This window comes from Streptomyces toxytricini, from assembly GCF_014649915.1.
In the GTDB taxonomy this organism is placed as follows: Bacteria; Actinomycetota; Actinomycetes; order Streptomycetales; family Streptomycetaceae; genus Streptomyces; species Streptomyces toxytricini.
In genome coordinates this window covers 336,892-357,926 of sequence record NZ_BMTY01000004.1, presented here as the reverse complement: position 1 = coordinate 357,926, position 21,035 = coordinate 336,892, and the positions used below count along the sequence as shown (strand labels likewise).

17 protein-coding genes are annotated in these 21,035 nt (G+C 74.5%); 9 read left to right on the top strand and 8 right to left on the bottom strand.

What is annotated here, in order from left to right:
• The 3 genes from IE170_RS32460 to IE170_RS07475 all read right to left on the bottom strand — a co-directional run.
• The coding region (locus IE170_RS32460) for a molybdopterin oxidoreductase family protein (RefSeq protein WP_229884622.1) at positions 1–1,064 on the bottom strand (1,064 nt) is incomplete at its 3' end.
• 219 nt (positions 1,065–1,283) lie between these two features.
• Entirely contained in the window at positions 1,284–2,048 is a 765-nt protein-coding gene (locus IE170_RS07480) for a glucose 1-dehydrogenase (protein ID WP_189808514.1), read from the bottom strand.
• A gap of 88 nt (positions 2,049–2,136) precedes the next feature.
• Complete coding sequence (locus tag IE170_RS07475; RefSeq protein WP_223856067.1) at positions 2,137–2,751, bottom strand: SanA/YdcF family protein; 615 nt, start codon at positions 2,749–2,751, stop codon at positions 2,137–2,139.
• Positions 2,752–3,281: 530 nt separating this feature from the next.
• Between IE170_RS07475 and IE170_RS07470 the strand changes: the two genes are divergently transcribed.
• The 4 genes from IE170_RS07470 (at position 3,282) to dnaG (ending at position 8,774) form a co-directional block, all read left to right on the top strand.
• Positions 3,282–4,013 (top strand): sirohydrochlorin chelatase, encoded by a 732-nt coding sequence (locus tag IE170_RS07470; RefSeq protein ID WP_189808473.1) that lies wholly within the window; start codon positions 3,282–3,284, stop codon positions 4,011–4,013.
• Between the two features lie 63 nt (positions 4,014–4,076).
• Positions 4,077–5,456, top strand: a complete 1,380-nt coding sequence (locus tag IE170_RS07465; RefSeq protein WP_373298957.1) for a deoxyguanosinetriphosphate triphosphohydrolase — start codon at positions 4,077–4,079, stop codon at positions 5,454–5,456.
• Between the two features lie 93 nt (positions 5,457–5,549).
• Entirely contained in the window at positions 5,550–6,824 is a 1,275-nt protein-coding gene (locus IE170_RS07460; RefSeq protein ID WP_189808471.1) for an NAD(P)/FAD-dependent oxidoreductase, read from the top strand.
• Between the two features lie 33 nt (positions 6,825–6,857).
• On the top strand, positions 6,858–8,774 hold the full coding sequence (dnaG, locus tag IE170_RS07455) for a DNA primase (protein WP_189808470.1): 1,917 nt from the start codon (positions 6,858–6,860) through the stop codon (positions 8,772–8,774).
• Between the two features lie 9 nt (positions 8,775–8,783).
• On the opposite strand, the gene IE170_RS07450 is transcribed toward dnaG, so the two are convergent.
• Positions 8,784–9,248, bottom strand: coding sequence for a gamma-glutamylcyclotransferase family protein (locus tag IE170_RS07450; RefSeq protein ID WP_229884621.1), 465 nt, complete (start codon positions 9,246–9,248; stop codon positions 8,784–8,786).
• Positions 9,249–9,566: 318 nt separating this feature from the next.
• Between IE170_RS07450 and IE170_RS07445 the strand changes: the two genes are divergently transcribed.
• A complete protein-coding gene (locus tag IE170_RS07445; protein ID WP_189808469.1) occupies positions 9,567–10,085 on the top strand; it encodes a GVDTG sorting domain-containing protein in 519 nt (172 codons plus the stop codon).
• A 138-nt stretch (positions 10,086–10,223) separates the two neighbouring features.
• The gene (locus IE170_RS07440; RefSeq protein WP_189808468.1) at positions 10,224–10,850 is read left to right on the top strand and encodes a class F sortase; all 627 of its coding nucleotides are present in this window, start codon (positions 10,224–10,226) and stop codon (positions 10,848–10,850) included.
• Between the two features lie 57 nt (positions 10,851–10,907).
• Here the strand turns inward: IE170_RS07440 and IE170_RS07435 are convergent, their stop codons facing one another.
• Complete coding sequence (locus IE170_RS07435) at positions 10,908–11,684, bottom strand: sulfite exporter TauE/SafE family protein (protein ID WP_189808467.1); 777 nt, start codon at positions 11,682–11,684, stop codon at positions 10,908–10,910.
• Positions 11,685–11,876: 192 nt separating this feature from the next.
• On the opposite strand from IE170_RS07435, the gene IE170_RS07430 reads away from it, so the two are divergent.
• The 3 genes from IE170_RS07430 to nirD are packed head-to-tail and all read left to right on the top strand — an operon-like array spanning position 11,877 to position 16,122.
• On the top strand, positions 11,877–13,226 hold the full coding sequence (locus tag IE170_RS07430; RefSeq protein ID WP_189808466.1) for an NAD(P)/FAD-dependent oxidoreductase: 1,350 nt from the start codon (positions 11,877–11,879) through the stop codon (positions 13,224–13,226).
• Between the two features lie 2 nt (positions 13,227–13,228).
• A complete protein-coding gene (gene nirB, locus IE170_RS07425) occupies positions 13,229–15,778 on the top strand; it encodes a nitrite reductase large subunit NirB (protein WP_189808465.1) in 2,550 nt (849 codons plus the stop codon).
• Complete coding sequence (nirD, locus tag IE170_RS07420; RefSeq protein WP_114057477.1) at positions 15,775–16,122, top strand: nitrite reductase small subunit NirD; 348 nt, start codon at positions 15,775–15,777, stop codon at positions 16,120–16,122. The genes nirB and nirD overlap by 4 nt, the downstream gene beginning before the upstream one ends.
• Positions 16,123–16,137: 15 nt before the next feature.
• Here nirD and IE170_RS07415 read toward each other — a convergent pair whose 3' ends face one another.
• From IE170_RS07415 to ppdK, 3 genes are all read right to left on the bottom strand, one after another.
• Positions 16,138–16,545 carry a VOC family protein gene (locus tag IE170_RS07415; protein WP_189808464.1) on the bottom strand — a complete coding sequence of 136 codons (408 nt, stop codon included), beginning with the start codon at positions 16,543–16,545 and terminating at the stop codon, positions 16,138–16,140.
• 327 nt (positions 16,546–16,872) lie between these two features.
• Positions 16,873–17,931, bottom strand: a complete 1,059-nt coding sequence (locus IE170_RS07410) for an ArsR/SmtB family transcription factor (RefSeq protein ID WP_189808463.1) — start codon at positions 17,929–17,931, stop codon at positions 16,873–16,875.
• Between the two features lie 391 nt (positions 17,932–18,322).
• Positions 18,323–21,031: a pyruvate, phosphate dikinase gene (ppdK, locus tag IE170_RS07405; protein ID WP_189808462.1), complete on the bottom strand. Its 2,709-nt coding sequence runs from the start codon at positions 21,029–21,031 to the stop codon at positions 18,323–18,325.
• Positions 21,032–21,035: the final 4 nt, after the last annotated feature.

Genomic DNA, 21,035 nt, shown 5'->3' with positions numbered 1-21,035 from the left:
TAGCCGGGGAGCTGGTCGGCCTTCTGGCCGTGCTCGCGGCCGCCCTGGCCGTTGCCCTGGCCGGTGAGGCAGCCGTAGCCGGAGTGGGGCCGGCCGGCCCGGCCGGTGGCCAGGCACAGGTTGATCCAGGCGCCGACGGTGTCGGTCCCCTTCGACTGCTGCTCGGGGCCGCGGGCGGTGAGGACCATCGCCGAGGACGGGGCGCAGAACAGGGACACCGCCTCGCGGAGCTTCGGCACGGGGACGCCGGTGATCCGCTCCACCAGCTCCGGCCAGTGCGCCATGGCCGCGGCCCGCGCCTCCTCCCAGCCGGTGGTGCGCTCCGCGATGAACGCCTCGTCGGTGCGGCCCTCGGCGACGACCAGGTGCAGCAGGCCGAGCGCGAGGGCCAGGTCGGTGCCGGGGCGGGGGGCCAGGTGCAGGTCGGCCTGTTCGGCGGTGCGGGTGCGGCGCGGGTCGACGACGATCAGGGTGCCGCCGTTGGCCTTGAGCTCGGTGAAGTAGCGCAGGGCCGGCGGCATGGTCTCGGCCGGGTTGGAGCCGACGAGGATCACACAGCCGGTGCGCGGGATGTCCTCCAGCGGGAAGGGCAGCCCCCGGTCCAGCCCGAAGGCCCGCTGGTGGGCGGCCGCGGCCGAGGACATGCAGAACCGGCCGTTGTAGTCGATCTGCGAGGTGCGCAGGGCGATGCGGGCGAACTTGCCGAGCGCGTACGCCTTCTCGTTGGTGAGCCCGCCCCCGCCGAACACCCCGACGGCGTCGGCCCCGTGGGCGTCCCGGGTCCGGGCGAGACCTTCGGCGACGGCGTCGAGGGCCTCCTCCCAGGTGGCCGGCTCCAGCCGCCCGGCGCGGGTGCGGACGAGCGGCTCGGTCAGGCGCACCCGGGAGGAGAGCACGGCGGGCGCCGTGCGGCCCTTGCCGCACAGCGCCCCCCGGTTCACGGGGAACTCCGTCCGTTCCTCCACCGCCGCACTCGCCCCGTCCGGCGCGGGGCGCAGGTTCATCCCGCACTGGAGGGCGCAGTAGGGGCAGTGCGTGGCGGTGGCGGCGTCGGGCGTGTGCATGCGGCCAGCGTGCGGCGGCGGTGTTACACGGGCCGCCGCCTCCGGTTACACCTCCCGTACGGGCACCTCAGCGCCCCCGCCGCGCCCCGGTGAGGACCACCGGCGGGCCCCGGCCGATGGCGGCCTGCCTGCCACGCGGCCGCCGTCGGGCGGCTGCCGCCCGGTCACCGCGGCCGGTCACCGCGGCCGGTCGCCGCCCGGCCGCCCCGGCCGGCCGGGTCAGCCGCCGGTGAGGTGCGCCGTGGTCAGGCCGGCGGTCCAGCCGCCGTCGACGGACAGCTCGGCACCGGTGATGTAGGCGGCGGCGTCGGAGAGCAGGAACGCGACCGCCGCGGCCGTCTCCTCCGGCGTGCCGACGCGGCCCAGCGGGGCGCCGGGGAACCGGCCTTCGCCGGCCTGGATGCCGATCGGGGCGGTCATCGGGGTGAGCGTCATGCCCGGGTGGACGGAGTTGACGCGGATGCCCGACCCGGCGAGCTCCAGGGCGCCTGTCTTCGACAGCCCGCGCACACCCCACTTGGAGGCCCCGTACCCCGCGGTGAGGGCCATGCCGGTGAGCCCGGCCGCGGAGGAGATGTTGACGACGGCCCCGCCGCCGCCGGCCCGCAGCAGCGGGACAGCGGTCCGGATCCCGATGAACACGCCGACCAGGTTGACCTCGACGACCCGGCGGAAGTGTTCGACGCTCTCCTCCTCCAGCGGTTGCCCGGAGGCGATGCCCGCGTTGTTGACGAGCCCGTCGAGGCGGCCGAACTCCGCCACCGCGTGGTCCAGCGCGGCCTGCCAGTCGGCCTCGCTGGTGACGTCGTGCCGCAGGAACCGGGCGGCGCCGCCCAGCTTTCCGGCGGTCTCCGCCCCCTCCTCCTCCAGCACGTCCGTGACCAGCACCCGCCCGCCGCCCTCCACGACGGCCCGTGCGGTGGCGGCCCCTATGCCCCGGGCCCCGCCGGTGACCACCACGACCTTGCCGCTGAGATCCGCCACGGTCACGCTCTCCCCCTGTCGTCCCCGGCGGCCGGCCGTCCCGGCGCCGTGTGCTCCCGCCGGCCGCGGCCGGGCGCGGAGCGCCGCGTCAGTGTCGCAGAGCCCCCAGGGCCTGTGACACCCCGTGCTCCTTGGGGCCCAGGAAGCGCGGCTCCGGCTGCAGTGCCGCGTCCAGCACCGCCTTGCCCGCCGCGAACACCTCGCGCGCGCCGCCGTAGTACCAGGTGAGGTCGTGCTCGTCGGGCACGCCGACTCCGTACGACTCCACCCCCGCCGACTCGCACAGGGCGACGGCCCGGCGTATGTGGAAGCCCTGGCTGATCAGCACGGCCCGCTCCACCCCGAATATCCTCCGGGCCCGGACGCACGAGTCCCATGTGTCGAACCCGGCGTAGTCGCTGACGATCCGCTCCTGGGGGACCCCGTGCGCCGCCAGGTACGTGCGCATCGCGCTCGGCTCGTCGTACTCCGTCCGGCTGTTGTCCCCGGTGACGAGGACGACCCTGACCTTCCCGGTGCGGTACAGCTCTGCCGCCGCATCGAGCCGGCGCGCCAGGTACGGGGTGGGCCGGCCGTTCCACAGCCCCGCCCCGAACACGACCGCGACATCGGCGGACGGGCTGTCCGCCGTACCGTGAAGCCGGTCCGCGGCCACCGCGTGCGTCCACGCCGAGGGCAGGAGCGCCAGCACGCAGCCGGCCATCACCGCCTGCACGGCCCGCCGCCGCCCCCGCACCCCGCGCGGCAGCCCCGCCCGCAGCCGCGCGGCCGCACCCGCCACGCGCGCCGCCGCCCACCTGCCGATCCGCCCCACGCCCCTTCCCACGCCTGCGCCCCGGCCTTTCGTCCTGCCCGATCCCCTGCCCTCGGCCGTTTCCATGGCCCTGCCCCTCCCGATGTCCGCACCCACAGCCCTGCCCCGTCCCATCCCGTCCTGCGCTTGCCCTGGCCTGCCCCGGCCCCTGCCGCCCCGGTGGAGCCGCGGACCGCGCGCCGTTCGCACGGATTGACGAACCGGCCCGCCGCCCGAGTTCCGCCCGCCCCCTCTTTCACTCGTACGAATGACCGAGTGAGTTCCCTCGAAAGCCCCCGTCACGGCGGCGCAACGTCGCCGCAACCTGCGCCCCCCAGGATCGGGGGCACGACGGACCCGGCCGAGCCGGTGCACCCCTCCGGGTCCCCTCCCGCCCGCTCCCCCGCCCCCGCCGCGGGCCCGGCCCCACGGAGCCACGCATGCAGCCCACCCTCGTCGCCGTCGCCCACGGCAGCCGCGACCCGCGCGCCCTCCCCGCCGTGCAGGCCCTCCTCGCCCGTGTCCGCGCCCTGCGCCCCGGCCTCGACGTCCGCCTCGGCCACGTCGAGCTGAACCGGCCCCTCCTCCCCGACACGCTGCAGCGCACCTCCGGCCCGGCCGTGCTCGTCCCCCTGCTCCTCAGCCGGGGCCACCACGTCAAACGCGATCTCCCGGAGGCGGCCGCCGGCCATGCCGACGCCCGCGTGGCCGCCCCGCTCGGCCCGCACCCCCTGCTCGTCGAGGCCCTGTACGACCGCCTCCGCGAGGCCGGCTGGCATCCGGCCCGGCACACCGCAGCCGTCCTCGCCGCCGCCGGTTCCCGCGATCCGGACGCGGCGGCCGACACCCGCCGCACCGCCGCCCTGCTCTCCGAACGCCTCGGCGGCGCCCCGGTCGTCCCCGCCTACGCCTCCGCCGCCCCGCCCTCGGTCACCGACGCGGTCCGCGCACTGACCGCCCGCGGCCACCGCCGGATCGCCGTGGCCTCGTACTTCACCGCGCCCGGCCGGTTCGCCGCACAGAGCGCCGCCGCCGCGACCGGCCCCGCCGCCGCCCCGCTGGGCGACCACCCGGCGCTGGCCCGCCTGGTGCTCCGGCGCTACGACGAGGCGCTCGCCCTGCCGCGGCCCCGGACCGCTCCGGCGCCGCTCCTGGTGCCGGCCCCCGCGTAGGAGACTCGGGTGCGGATTGCTCCGATTGTCGGTGTCTCCGGTTAACGTCTCAGCATGGAAGGCATGGCAGGCACCGCACCCGTCCGTCCGCGCGGCTCCGGCGAGCCGCAGAACACCCCCGGCCCGCAGGATCCGCCCGCCCGGACCGAACCGGCCCCGCCCTACGGGGCGGCCGACACCGAGCGCTGGGTCCCGGAGCCCGACAAGCGCCCCGGCCGGACCGCCTTCCAGCGCGACCGGGCCCGCGTCCTGCACTCCGCCGCGCTGCGGCGCCTCGCCGGGAAGACGCAGGTGGTCACCCCGGGCAGCCGTTCGTACGACTGGGACGCCAGCCCCCGCACCCGCCTGACGCACTCGCTGGAGTGCGCCCAGGTGGGCCGAGAGCTCGGCGCGGCGCTCGGCTGCGACCCGGACCTCGTCGAGGCGGCCTGCCTCTCCCACGACATGGGCCACCCGCCGTTCGGCCACAACGGCGAGGAGGCGCTCAACGAGTTCGCCGCGGACTGCGGCGGCTTCGAGGGCAACGCCCAGTCGCTGCGCCTGCTGACCCGGCTGGAGCCGAAGCGGTTCACCGCCGACCCGGAGACCGGCGCCCCCGTCAGCGTCGGGCTCAACCTGACCCGGGCCAGCCTGGATGCGGCGACCAAGTACCCCTGGCCGCGCGGCGGCCACCCCGCCGACCCCGGCTCGGTGAAGTTCGGGGCGTACGAGGACGACCTGCCCGTCTTCGAGTGGCTGCGGCGCGGGGCACCCGCCGACCGCAAGTGCTTCGAGGCGCAGGTCATGGACTGGTCCGACGACGTCGCCTACTCCGTCCACGACTTCGAGGACGGCCTGCACGCGGGGCACGTCGACCCGAACCTCCTGTTCGCCGAGCCCGAGCGCTCCGCGATCGCCCGGGTCGCCATCGGCCGGTACGTTTCCGCGGACACGGACCCGCAGGAGCTCCTGGAGGCGCTGGACCGCCTGATGGAGCAGGAGTGGTGGCCTCACGGCTACGACGGCTCGGCCGTCGCCCAGGCCCGCCTGAAAGACGCCGCGAGCCAGCTGATCGGCCGGTTCTGCCTGGCCGCCGAGGGCGCGACGAGGCAGGCGTACGGCACCGGCCGGCTGACCCGGTACGCGGCCGAGCTGGTCGTCCCCCGCGAGGCCCGCCACGAGTGCGCGGTCCTCAAATCGGTCGCCGACCTGTACGTGATGCAGCGCGCCGAGCAGGAGCGGCTGCGGGCCGAGCAGCGCATCGTCCTGGCCGAACTCGCCGAGGCGCTCCTGGCCCGCGCCCCCGACGGGCTGGATCCGCAGTTCCGGGCGATCTTCGACGCCGCCCCGGACGACCGGGGGCGCAAACGCGCGGTCATCGACCAGATCGCCTCCCTGACCGACGCCTCCGCGCGCTCCCTGCACGCCAGGCTCACCCTGCGCACGCGCCGCACCGCGGGGTGATCCGATCGGGCCACTCCCCCTTCACGCGGCCCGCTCGGTGCGGGACCCTCGCAGGTGCTCGCATGTGGCGCTGAGGTTATGAGGAGGCATCAGGTGGTCGACGCACACAGGACGTTCGTCATCGTCGGCGCGGGACTGGCCGGGGCCAAGGCGGCGGAGGCGCTGCGGTCCGAGGGGTTCAGGGGGCGGGTGATCCTGATCGGTGACGAGCGCGACCACCCGTACGAGCGGCCCGCGCTCTCCAAGGGCTACCTCCAGGGCAAGGAGGAGCGCGACAGCGTCTTCGTCCACGAGCCGTCCTGGTACGCCCGCGCCGACATCGAGCTGCACCTCGGCCAGCCCGCCGTGCACCTGGACCGGGCCGCCCGCAAGGTGGTCCTCGGCGACGGCACCGCCGTGCACTACGACAAGCTGCTGCTGGCCACGGGCGCCGAGCCGCGCCGCCTCGACGTCCCCGGCACGGGCCTGGCCGGCGTGCACCACCTGCGGCGGCTGTCCCACGCCGAGCGGCTGCGCGGCGTCCTGGCGACCCTGGGCAGGGACAACGGGCACCTGCTGATCGCGGGCGCCGGCTGGATCGGCCTGGAGGTGGCCGCCGCGGCCCGCGGGTACGGGGCCGAGGTGACCGTGGTGGAGCCGCTGGCGACGCCGCTGCACGCAGTGCTCGGCCCGGAGATCGGGCGGCTCTTCGGCGACCTGCACGCCGAGAACGGCGTCCGCTTCCACTTCGGGGCACGGCTCACCGAGATCGTCGGCCAGGACGGGATGGTGCTGGCCGTCCGGACCGACGACGGCGAGGAGCACCCGGCGCACGCGGTGCTCGCCGCTATCGGGGCCGCGCCGCGCACCGCGCTGGCCGAGGCCGCCGGGCTGGCGCTGGTGGACCGGGAGCACGGCGGCGGCATCGCCGTGGACGCCTCGCTGCGCACCTCCGACCCGGACGTCTTCGCCGTCGGCGACGTGGCGGCCGCCCACCACCCGCTGCTGGGGACCCGGCTGCGGGTGGAGCACTGGGCGAACGCCCTCAACGGCGGCCCGGCCGCGGCGCGGGCGATGCTGGGGCAGGAGGTCTCGTACGACAGGGTGCCGTACTTCTTCTCCGACCAGTACGACGTCGGCATGGAGTACTCCGGATACGCCCCGGTGGGCGGCTACGACCAGGTCCTGATCCGCGGCGACGCGGCCCGGCGCGAGTTCATCGCCTTCTGGCTCTCGCAGGGCCGGGTGCTCGCCGGGATGAACGTCAACGTGTGGGACGTCACCGGCCACATCCAGGCCCTGATCAGGTCGAAGGCGCCCGTCGACCGCGAGGCGCTGGCGGACCCGTCCGTGCCGCTGGCGTCGCTGGTTCCGGGCGAGGGCGCCTGAGGGATTCGCGGCGCCCCGCCGTAGACTTCACGGGTGGCAGGACGGATCAACGACGACGACGTGAAGGCGGTACGGGACGCGGTCCCGATCGACGCCGTGGTCTCCGACTACCTCCAACTGCGCAACGCGGGCGGCGGCAACCTCAAGGGCCTGTGCCCCTTCCACGACGAGAAGTCCCCGTCCTTCCAGGTCAGCCCGAGCAAGGGGCTCTACCACTGCTTCGGCTGCCAGGCGGGCGGGGACACCCTCGACTTCATCATGAAGATCGACCACCTGTCGTTCTCGGAGGCGGTCGAGCGGCTCGCGGCCCAGGCGGGCATCACCCTGCGCTACGAGGAGGGCGGCTACACCGCGGGCACCAGCGGCCGCGGCGAGCGGATCCGGCTGGTCGAGGCCCACAAGGCCGCGGCGCAGTTCTACACCGACCAGCTGGGCGGCCCTGAAGCGGAGATCGCCCGCCGCTTCCTGGCCGAGCGCGGCTTCGACCAGGCCGCGGCCGAGCACTTCAGCGTGGGCTACAGCCCGGCCGGCTGGGACCACCTGACGCGCTTCCTGCGCGGCCGCGGCTTCACCGACCGCGAGCTGATCACCTCGGGCCTCGCCCAGGACAGCCGCAGCGGCAAGCCCATCGACCGCTTCCGCGGCCGCCTGATGTGGCCGATCCGCGACATCAGCGGCGAGGTCGTCGGCTTCGGCGCGCGCAAGCTCCGCGACGACGACAACGGCCCGAAGTACCTGAACACGCCGGAGACGCCGATCTACCGGAAGTCCCAGGTCCTGTACGGCATCGACCTGGCCAAGAAGGAGATCGCGAAGACCTCCCGGGCCGTCGTCGTCGAGGGCTACACCGACGTGATGGCCTGCCACCTGGCGGGCGTGACGACCGCCATCGCGACCTGTGGCACCGCGTTCGGCGGCGACCACGTCAAGATCCTGCGGCGGCTGCTGATGGACAACGCCACCGCCGAGGTGATCTTCACCTTCGACGGTGACGCTGCCGGGCAGAAGGCCGCGCTGCGCGCCTTCGAGGACGACCAGAAGTTCGCCGCCGAGACGTCGATCGCGATCACGCCCGGCGGCATGGACCCCTGCGACCTGCGCCTCGCGCAGGGCGACGCGGCGGTGGCGTCGCTGGTGGAGTCGCGGACGCCGCTGTTCGAGTTCGCGCTGCGGCACATCGTCTCCCGGCACAACCTGGAGAACCCGGCCGGCCGGGCGGCCGCCCTCGACGAGGCGGCCCCGGTCGTCGCCAACATCAAGAACATCGCCATCCAGCACGAGTCGGCGGTGCAGTTGGCGGGCATGCTCGGCATCCGCGACGAGCAGTTCGTGGTGAAGCGGGTCGCGCAGCTCGCCCGCTGGGCCCGCGAGCGCGGCGGCCGGCCGAACGGCGCCGGCCCCGGTCCGAAGCCGGCCGGGCACGGGCGCCCGTACGAGGCCGTGCCCGCGCCGGCGGCGCCCGCCGGCGGGCCCGCGCTGAACCTGCGCAGCCCCGCGCACCGCACCGAGCGGGAGCTGCTCAAGCTGGCCCTGCAGCGCCCGGAGCTGGTTTCGCCCGCGTTCGACGCGTACGGGGTGGACGAGTTCACCGCCCCGCCGTACGCGGCGGTGCGGCAGGCCGTCCAGGACGCGGGCGGCGCCTCCGCCGCCGGGGACGGCTACCTGGCCCGGGTCCGGGAGGCCGCGCCGAACGACACGGTCCGCGCCCTCGTCACCGAACTCGCCGTCGAGGCCATCCACTCAAAGACGGTGGACGACGTGTACGCGGGCGTCCAGCTGGTCCAGGTCCGGCTGCGCGCGGTCGACCGCCGGGTCCACGAGATCACGGGCACCATGGCCCGCATGGGTGCGCACGCCCCGCCGGAGCAGTTGGCGGCGGTGCAGGAGGAGCTGTGGGTGCTCCAGCAGTACGCGCAGCGCCTGCGCAACCGCGGCGCCGAAGGCCTGTGAGGCCCGCCCTCAGCGGCTGAGCCAGTCCCCGCCCGGTATCCGGGTGCCCGATTCCCGCAGCCGCCGGGCGAGCGGCGGGGCCGCCAGGTACACCCAGGCCGCGGTGCGGCTGCCGTCGGGGCGGAGGGCGTCGCAGCGGACCCGGTCGTAGAGGTTCCGCGGCAGCCCGGGGCCGTGGTACTCCTCCAGCCGGTCCAGCTCGGCCAGCAGCGCCCCGTATGCGCCCGGCGCCGCCGTGATCAGCTCGCCGACGACGTGGGCCCCGGGGTGCCGGACGGCGTACGGGTAGCCGGGGCCGTCGTACAGCTCGGCGCCGGGCAGCCGGGCGGGCTCCTCCGCCGCGGTGCGGCCGCGCAGGAACGCCGCGTGGTTGGCCTCGCCCGGGCGCAGGGTCCCGTACACGAAGAACGGCAGCTCGGCGGCGGCCGGCGGGCGGACGATGCGCGGGTCCTCGGGCCGGGCGGACGGGCTCACGGGGCCTCCCTCGGGTGCGGCGGGCACGGCGGGGCGCGGCCGGACCGGCCGCGCAGCCGGCGGCGGCCCGGGCGGTCCCGGCTCGCCCGCCTCCACGGTACGCACCGCGGCCCCGGCCCGGAACGGGCTTTGCGGCTCCGCGTCACCCGGACGGCACCCGTCCGGCGTCCGTCGCCCGATCGGCCCAGCCCCCAGGCCTTGACCAGCGCGGACGCCGATGCGCGGACCGCGGCCTGACGCCGCATCAGCAGGCGGAGGGGGCGCGAGCCGGGTTACCACGGGAGCACGCCCCGTGTCCGCGCGCCACCAGGAGCCGCCATGCGACGTCGCACCGCCCGTGTGCTCACCGCCACCGCGCTCACCGCCGCCGCGGTCGCCTGCCAGTCCGCCGGGGCGGCCGGCTTCGCCCCGGGCGACTTCGCCGTGCTGGAGGTGTGGCCGAAGAAGGCCGCGCCGGGTGCCGCGGTCACCGCGAACACGACCGCCTGCGGCTCGGGCGGTCATGCGGACGGCGACGCGACCATGGTCGGCGGCGGCCGCTTCAAGCTGGTCCCGGGCACGCACGAGGAGGTCGTCGTCGGTCAGTTCCGCGTCGCCGGCGGCACCCGCCCGGGCACGTACGCCATCGGCGCCACCTGCGCGAACGGCAAGTACGCCACCGGGAACCTGGAAGTCACCGAACGCGGCCCGCAGGGCCGCGTCCGCACGGGTGTCGGCGGTGGCGCGACCACCGCCGCCGACCCCGCCAAGGTCACGGCGGGAGCGGCCGTCCTGGCCGCGGCCGCCGTCGGCGGTACCTGGCTCCTGCGTCGCCGGGCGAGCGGCACGCAGGGCTGACGGGCGCCCGCCGCGGCCCCGGCCGCGGTCCCGACCGGTACCGTCCCCCGTCGCCCGGCCCCGCGAGGTCCCCCCGTTCGCGGGGTCGGGCGACGGCCCGTCCCACGCAGTGCACACCGATCGCCGAGGGGGTCGTCCATGGGCACCGGCCAGGCCGGCCGCGGCGGGATCGTCGCGCTCACCGCCTGCATCGGCATCTGGCTCGTCGGCAGCGGCTCCGCAGAGCGCGTCGGCCCCCCGCTGCCCTCGCCCGCCGAGGCGCTGGCCGGGGGCGGGCAGCCGGGCCGCCCCGGCGGCATCGACCCGCTCCCCGGCTCCCCGCCCGTCCGCGTCCGGATCCCGTCCATCGGTGTGGACGCCCCGCTGACCGGGCTCGGGCTCGGCGCCGACGGCAGCATCGACGTGCCGCCCCCGGGCCGCCGCGACCTGGCGGGCTGGTACCGCGACGGCACCACGCCCGGCGCGGTGGGCACGGCCGTGGTCGTCGGCCACGTCGACCACGCCTCGGGCCCGGCGGTCTTCTACCGGCTGGGGGCGCTGCGGCGGGGCGCCGCGATCGAGGTGCGGCGGGCCGACGGGCGCACCGCCGTGTTCACGGTGCACGCGGTCGAGGTGTACGACGCCGACCGCTTCCCGGACGCCCGCGTGTACGGGCCGTCGCCCCGCGCCGAGCTGCGGGTGATCACCTGCGGCGGGGACTTCTCGCCGCACACCGGCTACGAGGGCAACGTGGTCGTCTTCGCGCACCTGACGGGCACGTACTGACGGCGTATGCGGTCGGGCGCTGCCGCGGCCGGGGCCGGGCGCCGCGGGCGGCGGGCCTCAGCCCCACTGCTCGAAGCCGAGCTTGACCACCAGGGCGCCGACGACGCTCAGGAGCACGCCGCGGACGAAGCCGCTGCCCTTCTTCAGCGCCATGCGGGCGCCGATCATGCTGCCGGCCAGGTTGAACGCGGCCATCAGCGCGGCCAGCTGCCAGAGCACCATGCCCTGGTAGGCGAACATCGCGAGCGCACCGGCGTTCGTGCACACGTTGACGATCTTCGCGGTGGCGGAGGCGGTGACGAGGTCGAGGTGGAGCAGCGCGGTCAGCGCGAGCACGAGGAAGGTGCCCGTGCCGGGGCCGATGAGCCCGTCGTAGAAGCCGATGCCCAGCCCGGCCAGGCCGATGGTGAGAAGGACGCGCTGCCTGCTCACCGGGGAGGCCGAGGGGGTGGTGCCGAAGGCCGGCCGGAAGGCGACGAACGCGCCGACGACGAGCAGCACCGCCATGATCAGCGGGCGGAGGGCGTCCTTGCTGATCCCGCCGGCCAGGGCGGCGCCGCCGGCGGATCCGGCGATCGCGGCCGCGCCGATCCGGAAGGCGAGCTTCACGTCCACGGGCGCGTTGCGCAGGTACGTCACGGCGGCGCCGGTCGTGCCGACGACGGCGACGGCCTTGTTGGTGCCGAGGACGGTGGCGGGGTGGGCGTGGGGCAGGCCGAGCAGCAGGGCCGGCAGCAGGAGCAGGCCGCCACCGCCCACCACGGCGTCGATCCAGCCCGCTGCGGCGGCCGCCGCACACAGGACGATGAGCATGGTCGTAGATATGTCAGGCACACGGAGACCCTAGGGACGAGGTCGGTGCAGCACCCAACGATCACCGGAAAGTTGCGCAAAGGTTGAGGTTGGGGGCCGTTCCGGCGGCCCGGAGCGGCCTCACGGCGGGTCCGGCGCGGCGCTGAGGTGGGCGTTCCGTTCGGGTAACAAGCGTGATGCCGCGGGGAAACAGCCTCCCCGCACGCTCGTGCCATGACCTCGGAACAGCAGCGCGTGGTGGTGATCGGCGGCGGCCTCGCGGGCCTCAGGCTCGCGGAGCGGCTCGGCGGCTCCCCGGCCGTGCGGGTCGCCGTCCTCGGCGAGGAGCCGCACGCCCCGTACAACCGGGTCCTGCTCGCCGAGGTGCTGGCGGGCCGGTACGCCCCGGAGGTCGCGGCACTCCCCGAGCCCGGCCCGGTGCTGCGGCGGGGGGTGCGGGCGGTGCGGATCGACCGGGCCGACCGGACGGTGCACTGCGACGACGGCAGCACCGAGCCGTACGACACCCTGGTGCTGGCCACCGGCTCGAACGCGGTGCTGCCTCCGCTGCGCGGCCTGTTCGCCCCCGGCGGCGCGCTCGCCGCGTCGGCCCCGGGCCGGGAACTCCCGGACGGGGTCCACGCGTTCCGCACCATGGAGGACTGCCTCGCCCTGTCGGCTGCCGTGGCGGCCGGCCCGGCCGTGCGCGCGGTGGTGATCGGCGGCGGCCTGCTCGGCGTGTCCGCGGCCCGCGCGCTGGCCGAGCGGGGCGCCCAGGTCGTCCTGGCGCAGCAGGGCGAGCGGCTGATGGAGCGCCAGCTGGACGAGGGCGCCGCGGCACTGCTGCACGCCCACCTGGCCGGCCTGGGCATCGAGATCCACACCGAGTGCCGGGTCCGCGGCCTGACCACCACCGCCGCTGCCGTCCCGGCCGGCTCCGAGGCCGGGACCGGGCCGGCGGGCAGGCGCCGGGTCACCGGCGTGGAACTCGCCGACGGCTACCGGCTCGACGCCGACGTCGTCGTCCTGGCCTGCGGCGTACGGCCCCGCGCCGGCCTGGCCCGCGCGGCCGGCCTGGAGGTCCGCACCGGCATCGTCGTGGACGACCTGCTGCGCACCAGCGACCCGGCGATCCACGCCATCGGCGACTGCGCCGAGCACGCCGGCCGCGTGTACGGCCTCGCGGGCGCGGCGCTGGAGCAGGCCGACGCCCTCGCCGCCGTCCTGGCCGGCACCGGGCCCGGCCCCCGCCTGCCCCGGGCCGGCGGCCCGGAGCCCGCATCCGCGCCGGCCCGGTACACCGGGACGCGCGCCCTCACCCGCCTCACCCTCTCCGCGGGCGGCGACGGCCCCCTCGACGTCGCCGCCTTCGGCGAGACCGACCCGCTCCCCGGCGACGACGTGCTCCGGCTCTCCGACGCCACCCGCCGCACCTACCGGAAGGTCGTCGTCCGCGGCGACCGCCTCGTCGGCGGCGTCCTCCTCGGCGAACTCTCCAGCGTCGCGGCCCTCGCCCGCAGCTGGGAGGACGAGGAGGCCCTGACCGACCTGTTCCACCTGATCACCGACGACGGAGGCTCCTGATCATGGCCGCACCCACGCCCACCCCCGCCATCGTGCTCATCGGCCACGGCATGGTCGGCCAGCGCTACCTGGAGGCGCTCGCCGAGCGCGGGGCCACCGCCACGCACCGGATCACCGTGCTGTGCGAGGAGCCCCGGCCGGCGTACGACCGCGTGCACCTCACCTCGTACTTCTCCGGCACCAGCCCGGAGGAGCTGTCCATGGTCCCCGCCGGGTTCATGGAGCAGCACGGCATCGACCTGCGGCTCGGCGACCCCGCCGAGAGCATCGACCGGGAGGCCCGCACCGTCACCTCGCGGTCCGGGAGCGTGATCCCGTACGACGTGCTCGTCCTGGCGACCGGCAGCTACCCCTTCGTGCCGCCCGTGCCCGGCAAGGACGCGCCCGGCTGCTTCGTGTACCGCACCGTGGAGGACCTCCTCGCCATCGAGGAGTACGCCAGGACCCGCACCACCGGCGCCGTCGTCGGCGGCGGGCTCCTCGGCCTGGAGGCGGCCGGCGCCCTCCAGGGCCTCGGCCTCGCCTCCCGCATCGTGGAGTTCGCGCCGCGCCTGATGCCGGTCCAGGTCGACGACGGCGGCGGCGCGGCCCTGCTGCGCACCATCGAGGGGATGGGCCTGACGGTCCACACGGGGGTCGGCACGCAGGAAGTCCTCACCGGGCCGGACGGGCACGTCCGGGGCATGCTCCTGTCCGACGGCTCCACGGTCGACACCGAGCTCGTCGTCTTCTCCGCGGGCGTCCGGCCCCGCGACCAGCTGGCCCGCGAGGCCGGCCTCGCCGTCGGCGAGCGCGGCGGCATCGCCGTGGACGCCCGCTGCCGCACCTCCGACCCGCACGTGTACGCGATCGGCGAGTGCGCGCTGGCCTCCGACGGCCGCGTGTACGGGCTGGTCGCCCCCGGCTACGAGATGGCCGAGACCGCCGCCGAGGACCTGCTGGGCCGCGACAAGGAGTTCACCGGAGCCGACCTGTCGACCAAGCTCAAGCTCCTCGGCGTGGACGTGGCCTCCTTCGGCGACGCCCACGGCACGACCGCCGACTGCCTCGACGTCGTCTACTCCGACTCCCGCTCCGGCGTCTACAAGAAGCTCGTCGTCTCCCCCGACGGCGTCCTGCTCGGCGGCGTCCTCGTCGGCGACGCCGACTCCTACGGCCTGCTGCGCCCGCTGACCGGCAGCGTGCCGCCCGTCAGCCCCGACCAGCTGGTGCTGCCCGCGGGCCTCGGGCCGGCGACGCAGCTGGGCCCCTCCGCGCTGCCCGACTCCGCGGTGATCTGCTCGTGCCACAACGTCACGAAGAAGGAGATCACCGCCTGCACCACCCTCCCCGAGGTCAAGAAGTGCACCAAGGCCGGCACCGGCTGCGGCAGCTGCGTCAAGGTCATCGGCCAGCTGCTGCCCGCCTCCGCCGACAAGGGGCTGTGCGGCTGCTTCCCCTTCACCCGCGCCGAGCTGTACGAGATCGTCCGGACCCGGCGGCTGACCACGTACGAGCAGCTCCTCGACGGGCACGGCCGGGACTCGGCGCGCGGCAGCGACGGCTGCGACGTCTGCAAGCCGGCCGTCGGCTCGATCATCGCCTCCCTCGCGCCGACGCTCGGCGCCAGCGGGTACGTCCTCGACGGCGAGCAGGCCGCCCTGCAGGACACCAACGACCACTTCCTCGCGAACCTCCAGCGCAACGGCTCCTACTCGGTCGTGCCGCGCATCCCGGGCGGGGAGATCAGCCCGGAGAAGCTCATCGTGATCGGCGAGGTCGCCCGGGAGTTCGGGCTGTACACGAAGATCACCGGCGGGCAGCGGATCGACCTGTTCGGGGCGAGCGTGGACCAGCTGCCGCGAATCTGGGCGCGTCTGGTGGACGCCGGCTTCGAGTCCGGGCACGCGTACGGCAAGGCGCTGCGGACGGTGAAGTCCTGCGTGGGGCAGACCTGGTGCCGCTACGGGGTCCAGGACAGCGTGCGGATGGCGATCGACCTGGAGCTGCGCTACCGGGGCCTGCGCGCCCCGCACAAGCTGAAGTCGGCGGTGTCCGGGTGCGCCCGCGAGTGCGCGGAGGCGCAGAGCAAGGACTTCGGGGTGATCGCGACGGCGAACGGCTGGAACCTGTACGTGGGCGGGAACGGCGGGGCGACGCCGCGCCATGCCGACCTTCTCGCCCAGGACCTTTCGGACGCCGAACTGGTCCGCCTCATCGACCGGTTCCTGATGTTCTACATCCGCACCGCGGACCGGCTGGAGCGGACCTCGGCCTGGCTGGACCGGCTGGAGGGCGGCCTGGACCATCTGCGCGACGTGGTGGTGCACGACTCGCTCGGCCTGTGCGCCGAACTGGAGGCGCTGATGGCCGACCACGTCTCGAACTACCGCGACGAATGGGCCGAGACGCTGGAGGACCCCGAGCGGCTGCGCCGGTTCGTCTCGTTCGTCAACGCGCCCGGAGCCCCGGACCCCACGGTCCGGTTCGTGCCCGAGCGCGACCAGGTCAAGCCCGACCTGGCCGTACTGGACCGGCAGCTGCCGCTGGAAGTTGTGGGAGGCACCCGATGATGACCGTGGAACTGAAGGTGGACGAGGGCTGGCTGACGGTGTGCGAGCTCTCCGAGATGACGCCCGGGCGGGGGGTGGCGGTGCTGCTGCCCGACGGGGGCCAGGCCGCGGTGTTCCTCGGCCGCTCGGGGTGGACGTACGCCGTCGACAACCGGGACCCGTTCACGGGGGCGTCGGTGCTCTCCCGGGGGCTGGTCGGCTGCGTGGAGGGCAGGCCGTTCGTGGCCTCGCCGCTGCTGAAGCAGCGCTTCGACCTGGAGACGGGCCGGTGCCTGGACGACGAGGAGGTGGCGGTCCGGACCTACCCGGTGCGGACCGCCGCCACCTCCACCGCCGTCGCCTGAGCGCCGCCTCCCGTCTCACCCCTGGACGGCGGCCGGGTCCATCCACACGATCTCCCAGGTGTGGCCGTCGAGGTCCTCGAAGGCCCGGCCGTACATGAAGCCGTGGTCCTGGGCGGGGCGCGGCTCGGAGGCCCCCGCGGCGAGGGCGGCGCCGACGAGGGCGTCGACCTCGTCGCGGCTGCCGGCGCTCAGGCAGAGCAGCGCCTCGGTGCTGGTGGAGGTGTCCGTGATCGCCTTGTGGGTGAACTCCTTGAAGCGGGCCTCGGTCAGCAGCATGGCGTAGATCGTGTCGCTGATCACCAGACAGGCGCCGCGGTCGTCGCTGAACTGCGGGTTGCAGGAGTAGCCGACCTTCTCCCAGAAGGCCTTGGCCGCGTCGAGGTCCTTGACCGGCAGGTTCACGAAGATCATGGTGGCGGGCATCGCGGTTCCTCTTCCCTCGTGCGGCGCGCGGCCTGTCCGGCGCCGTCGGAAGGTGGACCGGGGGGCCGCGGGAAACTCATCGCCCTCCAGGGGATTTTTTTCCGACCGTCCGCGGGGCCGCCGGCCGGTCACGCACCGCTGCCGGGCGGCGACCGCGCCCCGGCGCGGTGGCGCTGCGGGCCACCGGCCCGAGTGTCCGGAAATCGCCCCCTGGAGACCGGCCGCACGCCGGTATCCGAACGCAGCCCCGCGGAAATCGGTGTCCGGGGGGCGGTAAGGCGCCCCGCCCCGGACCGCGGCGGTCCGCGGCCCGGGCACTCGCGCCCGCTAAGAGGCGACCGCGCCGCCCTTGAGGAGCGCGGCCCCGAGGGGCGTCACCGTGTGCAGCACGGCATTTCCCCGGCGCAGCGTGGTGACCAGCCCGGCCTCCCGCATGACGCACGCGTGCTGGCTCGCCGAAGCAAGGGATACACCGGCCCGGCGGGCGAGTTCGCTGGTGGTCGCCCCGTCGCCTATGGCGCGCAGGACGACGGAACGCGTGTGCCCGACGAGTTTGCCGAGGGTCCGCTGGCGCTGCTCCTCCAGGGGGCGAATCGATTCGCTTCCGGCGGCCGCCGAGACGAGCTGCGCCGCGGCCGGGTAGACCAGCACCGGCGGCAGCTCCGGGTCGTGCAGCGTGACAGCGGTGCGCCGGCAGAAGAACGACGGCTGGAGCAGCAGCCCGCGCCCGCACAGCCGCACGTCGCGGTCGACGGGGTAGTCGCACTCCAGGACGGGCGCCCTCCAGCGCAGCATCGGCGGCAGCGAGGCGAGCAGCTCGTCCGCCCCGCCGTCGAGCAGGGCGCGGCCCCGGGCGGCCCGCTCGGCCTCGATCTGGGCCTGGATGTGCGTCCAGTACGGGGCCACGGCCGCGCGGTGGTAGCCGCGCAGCTCGGCGAGGAGCCGCGGCAGGTGCGCCTCGGTGTCGTCCATGAGCTCCCGCAGCCGCCGCGGTACGGCGCTGTCGGCGCCACCGGAGGCGCCGGCGCCGGGCGGCATGCCGAAGGCGGCTCCCACGCGCGCGCCGGTGCCGAGCAGGGCCAGCTCCCGCCGGATCCGCTCGGGCTCCAGGCCGCGCAGCGCGTCGAGGCCGACGTCCCAGCCGTACTGCCCCTCGGCGGGCGTCAGGAAATCCGGGAAATAGCCGCGACTCGGTATGAGCGCGCCGAGCAAGCGTGTTTCACTATTCAACCTGCTCCGGGTTTCCGTACGCCAATCACCGAAGAGACGTGCATCACGCCGGTCTCTTAAGCGGTGAAAACTCAGAATCGTTTCCCACAACGCATCGGGACGCCCTGCCATCCGTACGCGTGCCAGGTCCACTCCAGTGAAATGGATACGCAGCACCGAACCCCCACCTGTGCAACCGCAATCCCCCCGCCCCATGAGTATGCACGCCGTCACACGACGTCACCACGCCCTTTCGGCCACAGTTGAAACCCCTTTCGGCGAGGGCGTGACAACCGAAATGCTGTACTCCGCCAGGCACACTCCGGCGCGACCGAAACGCTCCGTGAAGGCCGTGGGGGGCTTTGCGGGGCCTGGCGGTCGGTCGCACCGGGAAGCGCCGACGTGCCTGGCGGATTGCCGGCAGGCGGTGGACGGGTGGGGATCCGTCCACCGCCTGCTGGCGTAAGGATTTGTTGAACGCCAAAAGAATTGCCCGCCTGCCCTCGGGGGTCAGGGAACCCGGGGGCAGGCGGACGGTCTTCAGGCGGCCCTTGGGGGGCCGGGCGGGTCAGCGGCTGTCGCTGCCCGCGGACTCGGCGGCCGCGCGGCCTGCCTCCAGGCGCGCCACCGGAATCCGGAACGGCGAGCAGGAGACGTAGTCCAGGCCGACCTCGTGGAAGAAGTGGACCGACTCCGGGTCGCCGCCGTGTTCGCCGCAGACACCGAGCTTCAGGTCGGGGCGGGTGGCCCGGCCGGCCTCGACGGCGCTGCGGACCAGCGAGCCGACGCCGTCCTTGTCGATGGTCTCGAAGGGCGAGACACCGAAGATGCCCTTCTCCAGGTACGCCGTGAAGAAGCTGGCCTCGACGTCGTCGCGGGAGAAGCCCCACACGGTCTGGGTCAGGTCGTTCGTGCCGAAGGAGAAGAACTGCGCGGCTTCGGCGATCTGGGCGGCGGTCAGCGCGGCGCGGGGCAGCTCGATCATCGTGCCGATGGTGAGCTTGAGGCTGGTGCCGGTGGCGGCCTCGACCTCGGCGATGATCGCGTCGGCCTCCTCGCGGACGATCTCCAGCTCCTGGACGGTGCCGACGAGCGGGATCATGATCTCGGCGCGCGGGTCGCCCTTGGCGTCCTTGCGCACGGCCGCGGCCTCGGCGATCGCCCGTACCTGCATGGCGAACAGGCCGGGGATGACCAGGCCGAGGCGGACGCCCCGCAGGCCCAGCATCGGGTTCTGCTCGTGCAGCTTGTGGACGGCCTGGAGCAGGCGCAGGTCGTTCTCGTTGTGGTCCTTGCGGGCCTCGGCGAGGGCGACGCGCACCGACAGCTCGGTGATGTCGGGCAGGAACTCGTGCAGCGGCGGGTCGAGCAGGCGGACGGTGACGGGCAGGCCGTCCATCGCCTCGAACAGCTCGATGAAGTCCTTCTTCTGCAGCGGCAGGAGCTCGGCGAGGGCGGCCTCGCGCTCGCCCTCGGTGTCCGCGAGGATCAGGCGCTCGACCATCTCGCGGCGCTCGCCGAGGAACATGTGCTCGGTGCGGCACAGGCCGATGCCCTGGGCGCCGAAGCGGCGGGCGCGCAGCGCGTCCTCGGCGTTGTCGGCGTTGGCGCGGACGCGCAGGCGGCGTACGCGGTCGGCGTAGGCCATGATCCGGTGGACGGCCTGGACGAGCTCGTCGGCGTCGTCGGCGCCGGCGTGCATGCGCCCCTCGAAGTACTCGACGACCGGCGACGGCACGACGGGCACCTCGCCGAGGTACACCTTGCCGGTGGAGCCGTCGATGGAGACGACGTCGCCCTCCTCGATGACCTGGTCGCCGACCGTCATGCGGCGGCGCTTGGTGTCGACGTCGAGCTCCTCGGCGCCGCAGACGCAGGTCTTGCCCATGCCGCGGGCGACGACGGCGGCGTGGGAGGTCTTGCCGCCGCGCGAGGTGAGGATGCCCTCGGAGGCGATCATGCCGTCGAGGTCGTCCGGGTTGGTCTCGCGGCGGATCAGGATGACCTTCTCGCCGGAGCGGGACCACTTGACGGCCGTGTAGGAGTCGAAGACGGCCTTGCCGACCGCGGCGCCCGGGGAGGCGGCGATGCCGCGGCCGAGGAGCTCGGTCTTCGCGTTCTCGTCGAAGCGCGGGAACATCAGCTGGGCCAGCTGCGCGCCGTTGACGCGCTGGAGGGCCTCGGCCTCGTCGATCAGGCCCTGGTCGACGAGCTGGGTGGCGATGCGGAAGGCGGCGCCGGCGGTGCGCTTGCCGACACGGGTCTGGAGCATCCACAGCTGGCCGCGCTCGATCGTGAACTCGATGTCGCAGAGGTCCTTGTAGTGGGTCTCCAGCGTCTCCATGATCTGCATCAGCTGGTCGTAGGACTTCTTGTCCAGCTGCTCCAGGTCGGAGAGGGGGACGGTGTTGCGGATGCCCGCGACGACGTCCTCGCCCTGCGCGTTCTGCAGGTAGTCGCCGTAGACGCCCTGGTGGCCGCTGGCGGGGTCGCGGGTGAAGGCGACGCCGGTGCCGGAGTCGGGGCCGAGGTTGCCGAAGACCATCGAGCAGACGTTGACGGCGGTGCCGAGGTCGCCCGGGATGCGCTCCTGGCGGCGGTAGAGCTTGGCGCGGTCGGTGTTCCAGGAGTTGAAGACCGCCTCGACGGCGAGGTCGAGCTGCTCGCGGGCGTCCTGCGGGAACTCGCGGCCGGCCTCCTTCGCGACGATCTTCTTGAAGACCTTGACGAGCTTCTTCAGGTCGGCGGCGTCGAGGTCGGTGTCGACGGTGACCTTCTTGGCCTCCTTGGCGGCGTCGAGCGCCTCTTCGAAGAGCTCGCCGTCGACGCCGAGGACGGTCTTGCCGAACATCTGGATGAGGCGGCGGTAGGAGTCCCACGCGAAGCGCTCGTTGTCGGCCTGGGCGGCCAGGCCCACGACGGAGGCGTCGGAGAGGCCGATGTTGAGGACCGTGTCCATCATGCCGGGCATGGAGAACTTGGCGCCCGAGCGGACGGAGACCAGCAGCGGGTCGTCGGACTGGCCGAGCTTCTTGCCCATCTTGGCCTCGAGGGCGGCCAGGTGCGCGCTCACCTCGTCGCGGAGCTCGGCCGGGGCCGCGCCGCTCTCGAGGTAGACCTTGCAGGCCTCGGTCGTGATGGTGAAGCCGGGAGGGACCGGAAGACCCAGGTTGGTCATCTCGGCGAGGTTGGCTCCCTTGCCGCCGAGAAGGTCCTTGAGGTCGCGGTTCCCCTCGGTGAAGTCGTAGACGAGCTTCTGGTTCTTGTTTTCCGACACGGGT

Excerpts from the sequence above, each read along its gene's own strand:
- IE170_RS07475 (WP_223856067.1), bottom strand. The coding sequence starts at position 2,751 with ATGGCCGGCTGCGTGCTGGCGCTCCTGCCCTCGGCGTGGACGCACGCG.
- IE170_RS07470 (WP_189808473.1), top strand. The coding sequence starts at position 3,282 with ATGCAGCCCACCCTCGTCGCCGTCGCCCACGGCAGCCGCGACCCGCGC.
- IE170_RS07465 (WP_373298957.1), top strand. The coding sequence starts at position 4,077 with ATGGCAGGCACCGCACCCGTCCGTCCGCGCGGCTCCGGCGAGCCGCAG.
- IE170_RS07445 (WP_189808469.1), top strand. The coding sequence starts at position 9,567 with ATGCGACGTCGCACCGCCCGTGTGCTCACCGCCACCGCGCTCACCGCC.
- IE170_RS07440 (WP_189808468.1), top strand. The coding sequence starts at position 10,224 with ATGGGCACCGGCCAGGCCGGCCGCGGCGGGATCGTCGCGCTCACCGCC.
- IE170_RS07430 (WP_189808466.1), top strand. The coding sequence starts at position 11,877 with ATGACCTCGGAACAGCAGCGCGTGGTGGTGATCGGCGGCGGCCTCGCG.
- nirB (WP_189808465.1), top strand. The coding sequence starts at position 13,229 with ATGGCCGCACCCACGCCCACCCCCGCCATCGTGCTCATCGGCCACGGC.
- nirD (WP_114057477.1), top strand. The coding sequence starts at position 15,775 with ATGATGACCGTGGAACTGAAGGTGGACGAGGGCTGGCTGACGGTGTGC.
- IE170_RS07415 (WP_189808464.1), bottom strand. The coding sequence starts at position 16,545 with ATGCCCGCCACCATGATCTTCGTGAACCTGCCGGTCAAGGACCTCGAC.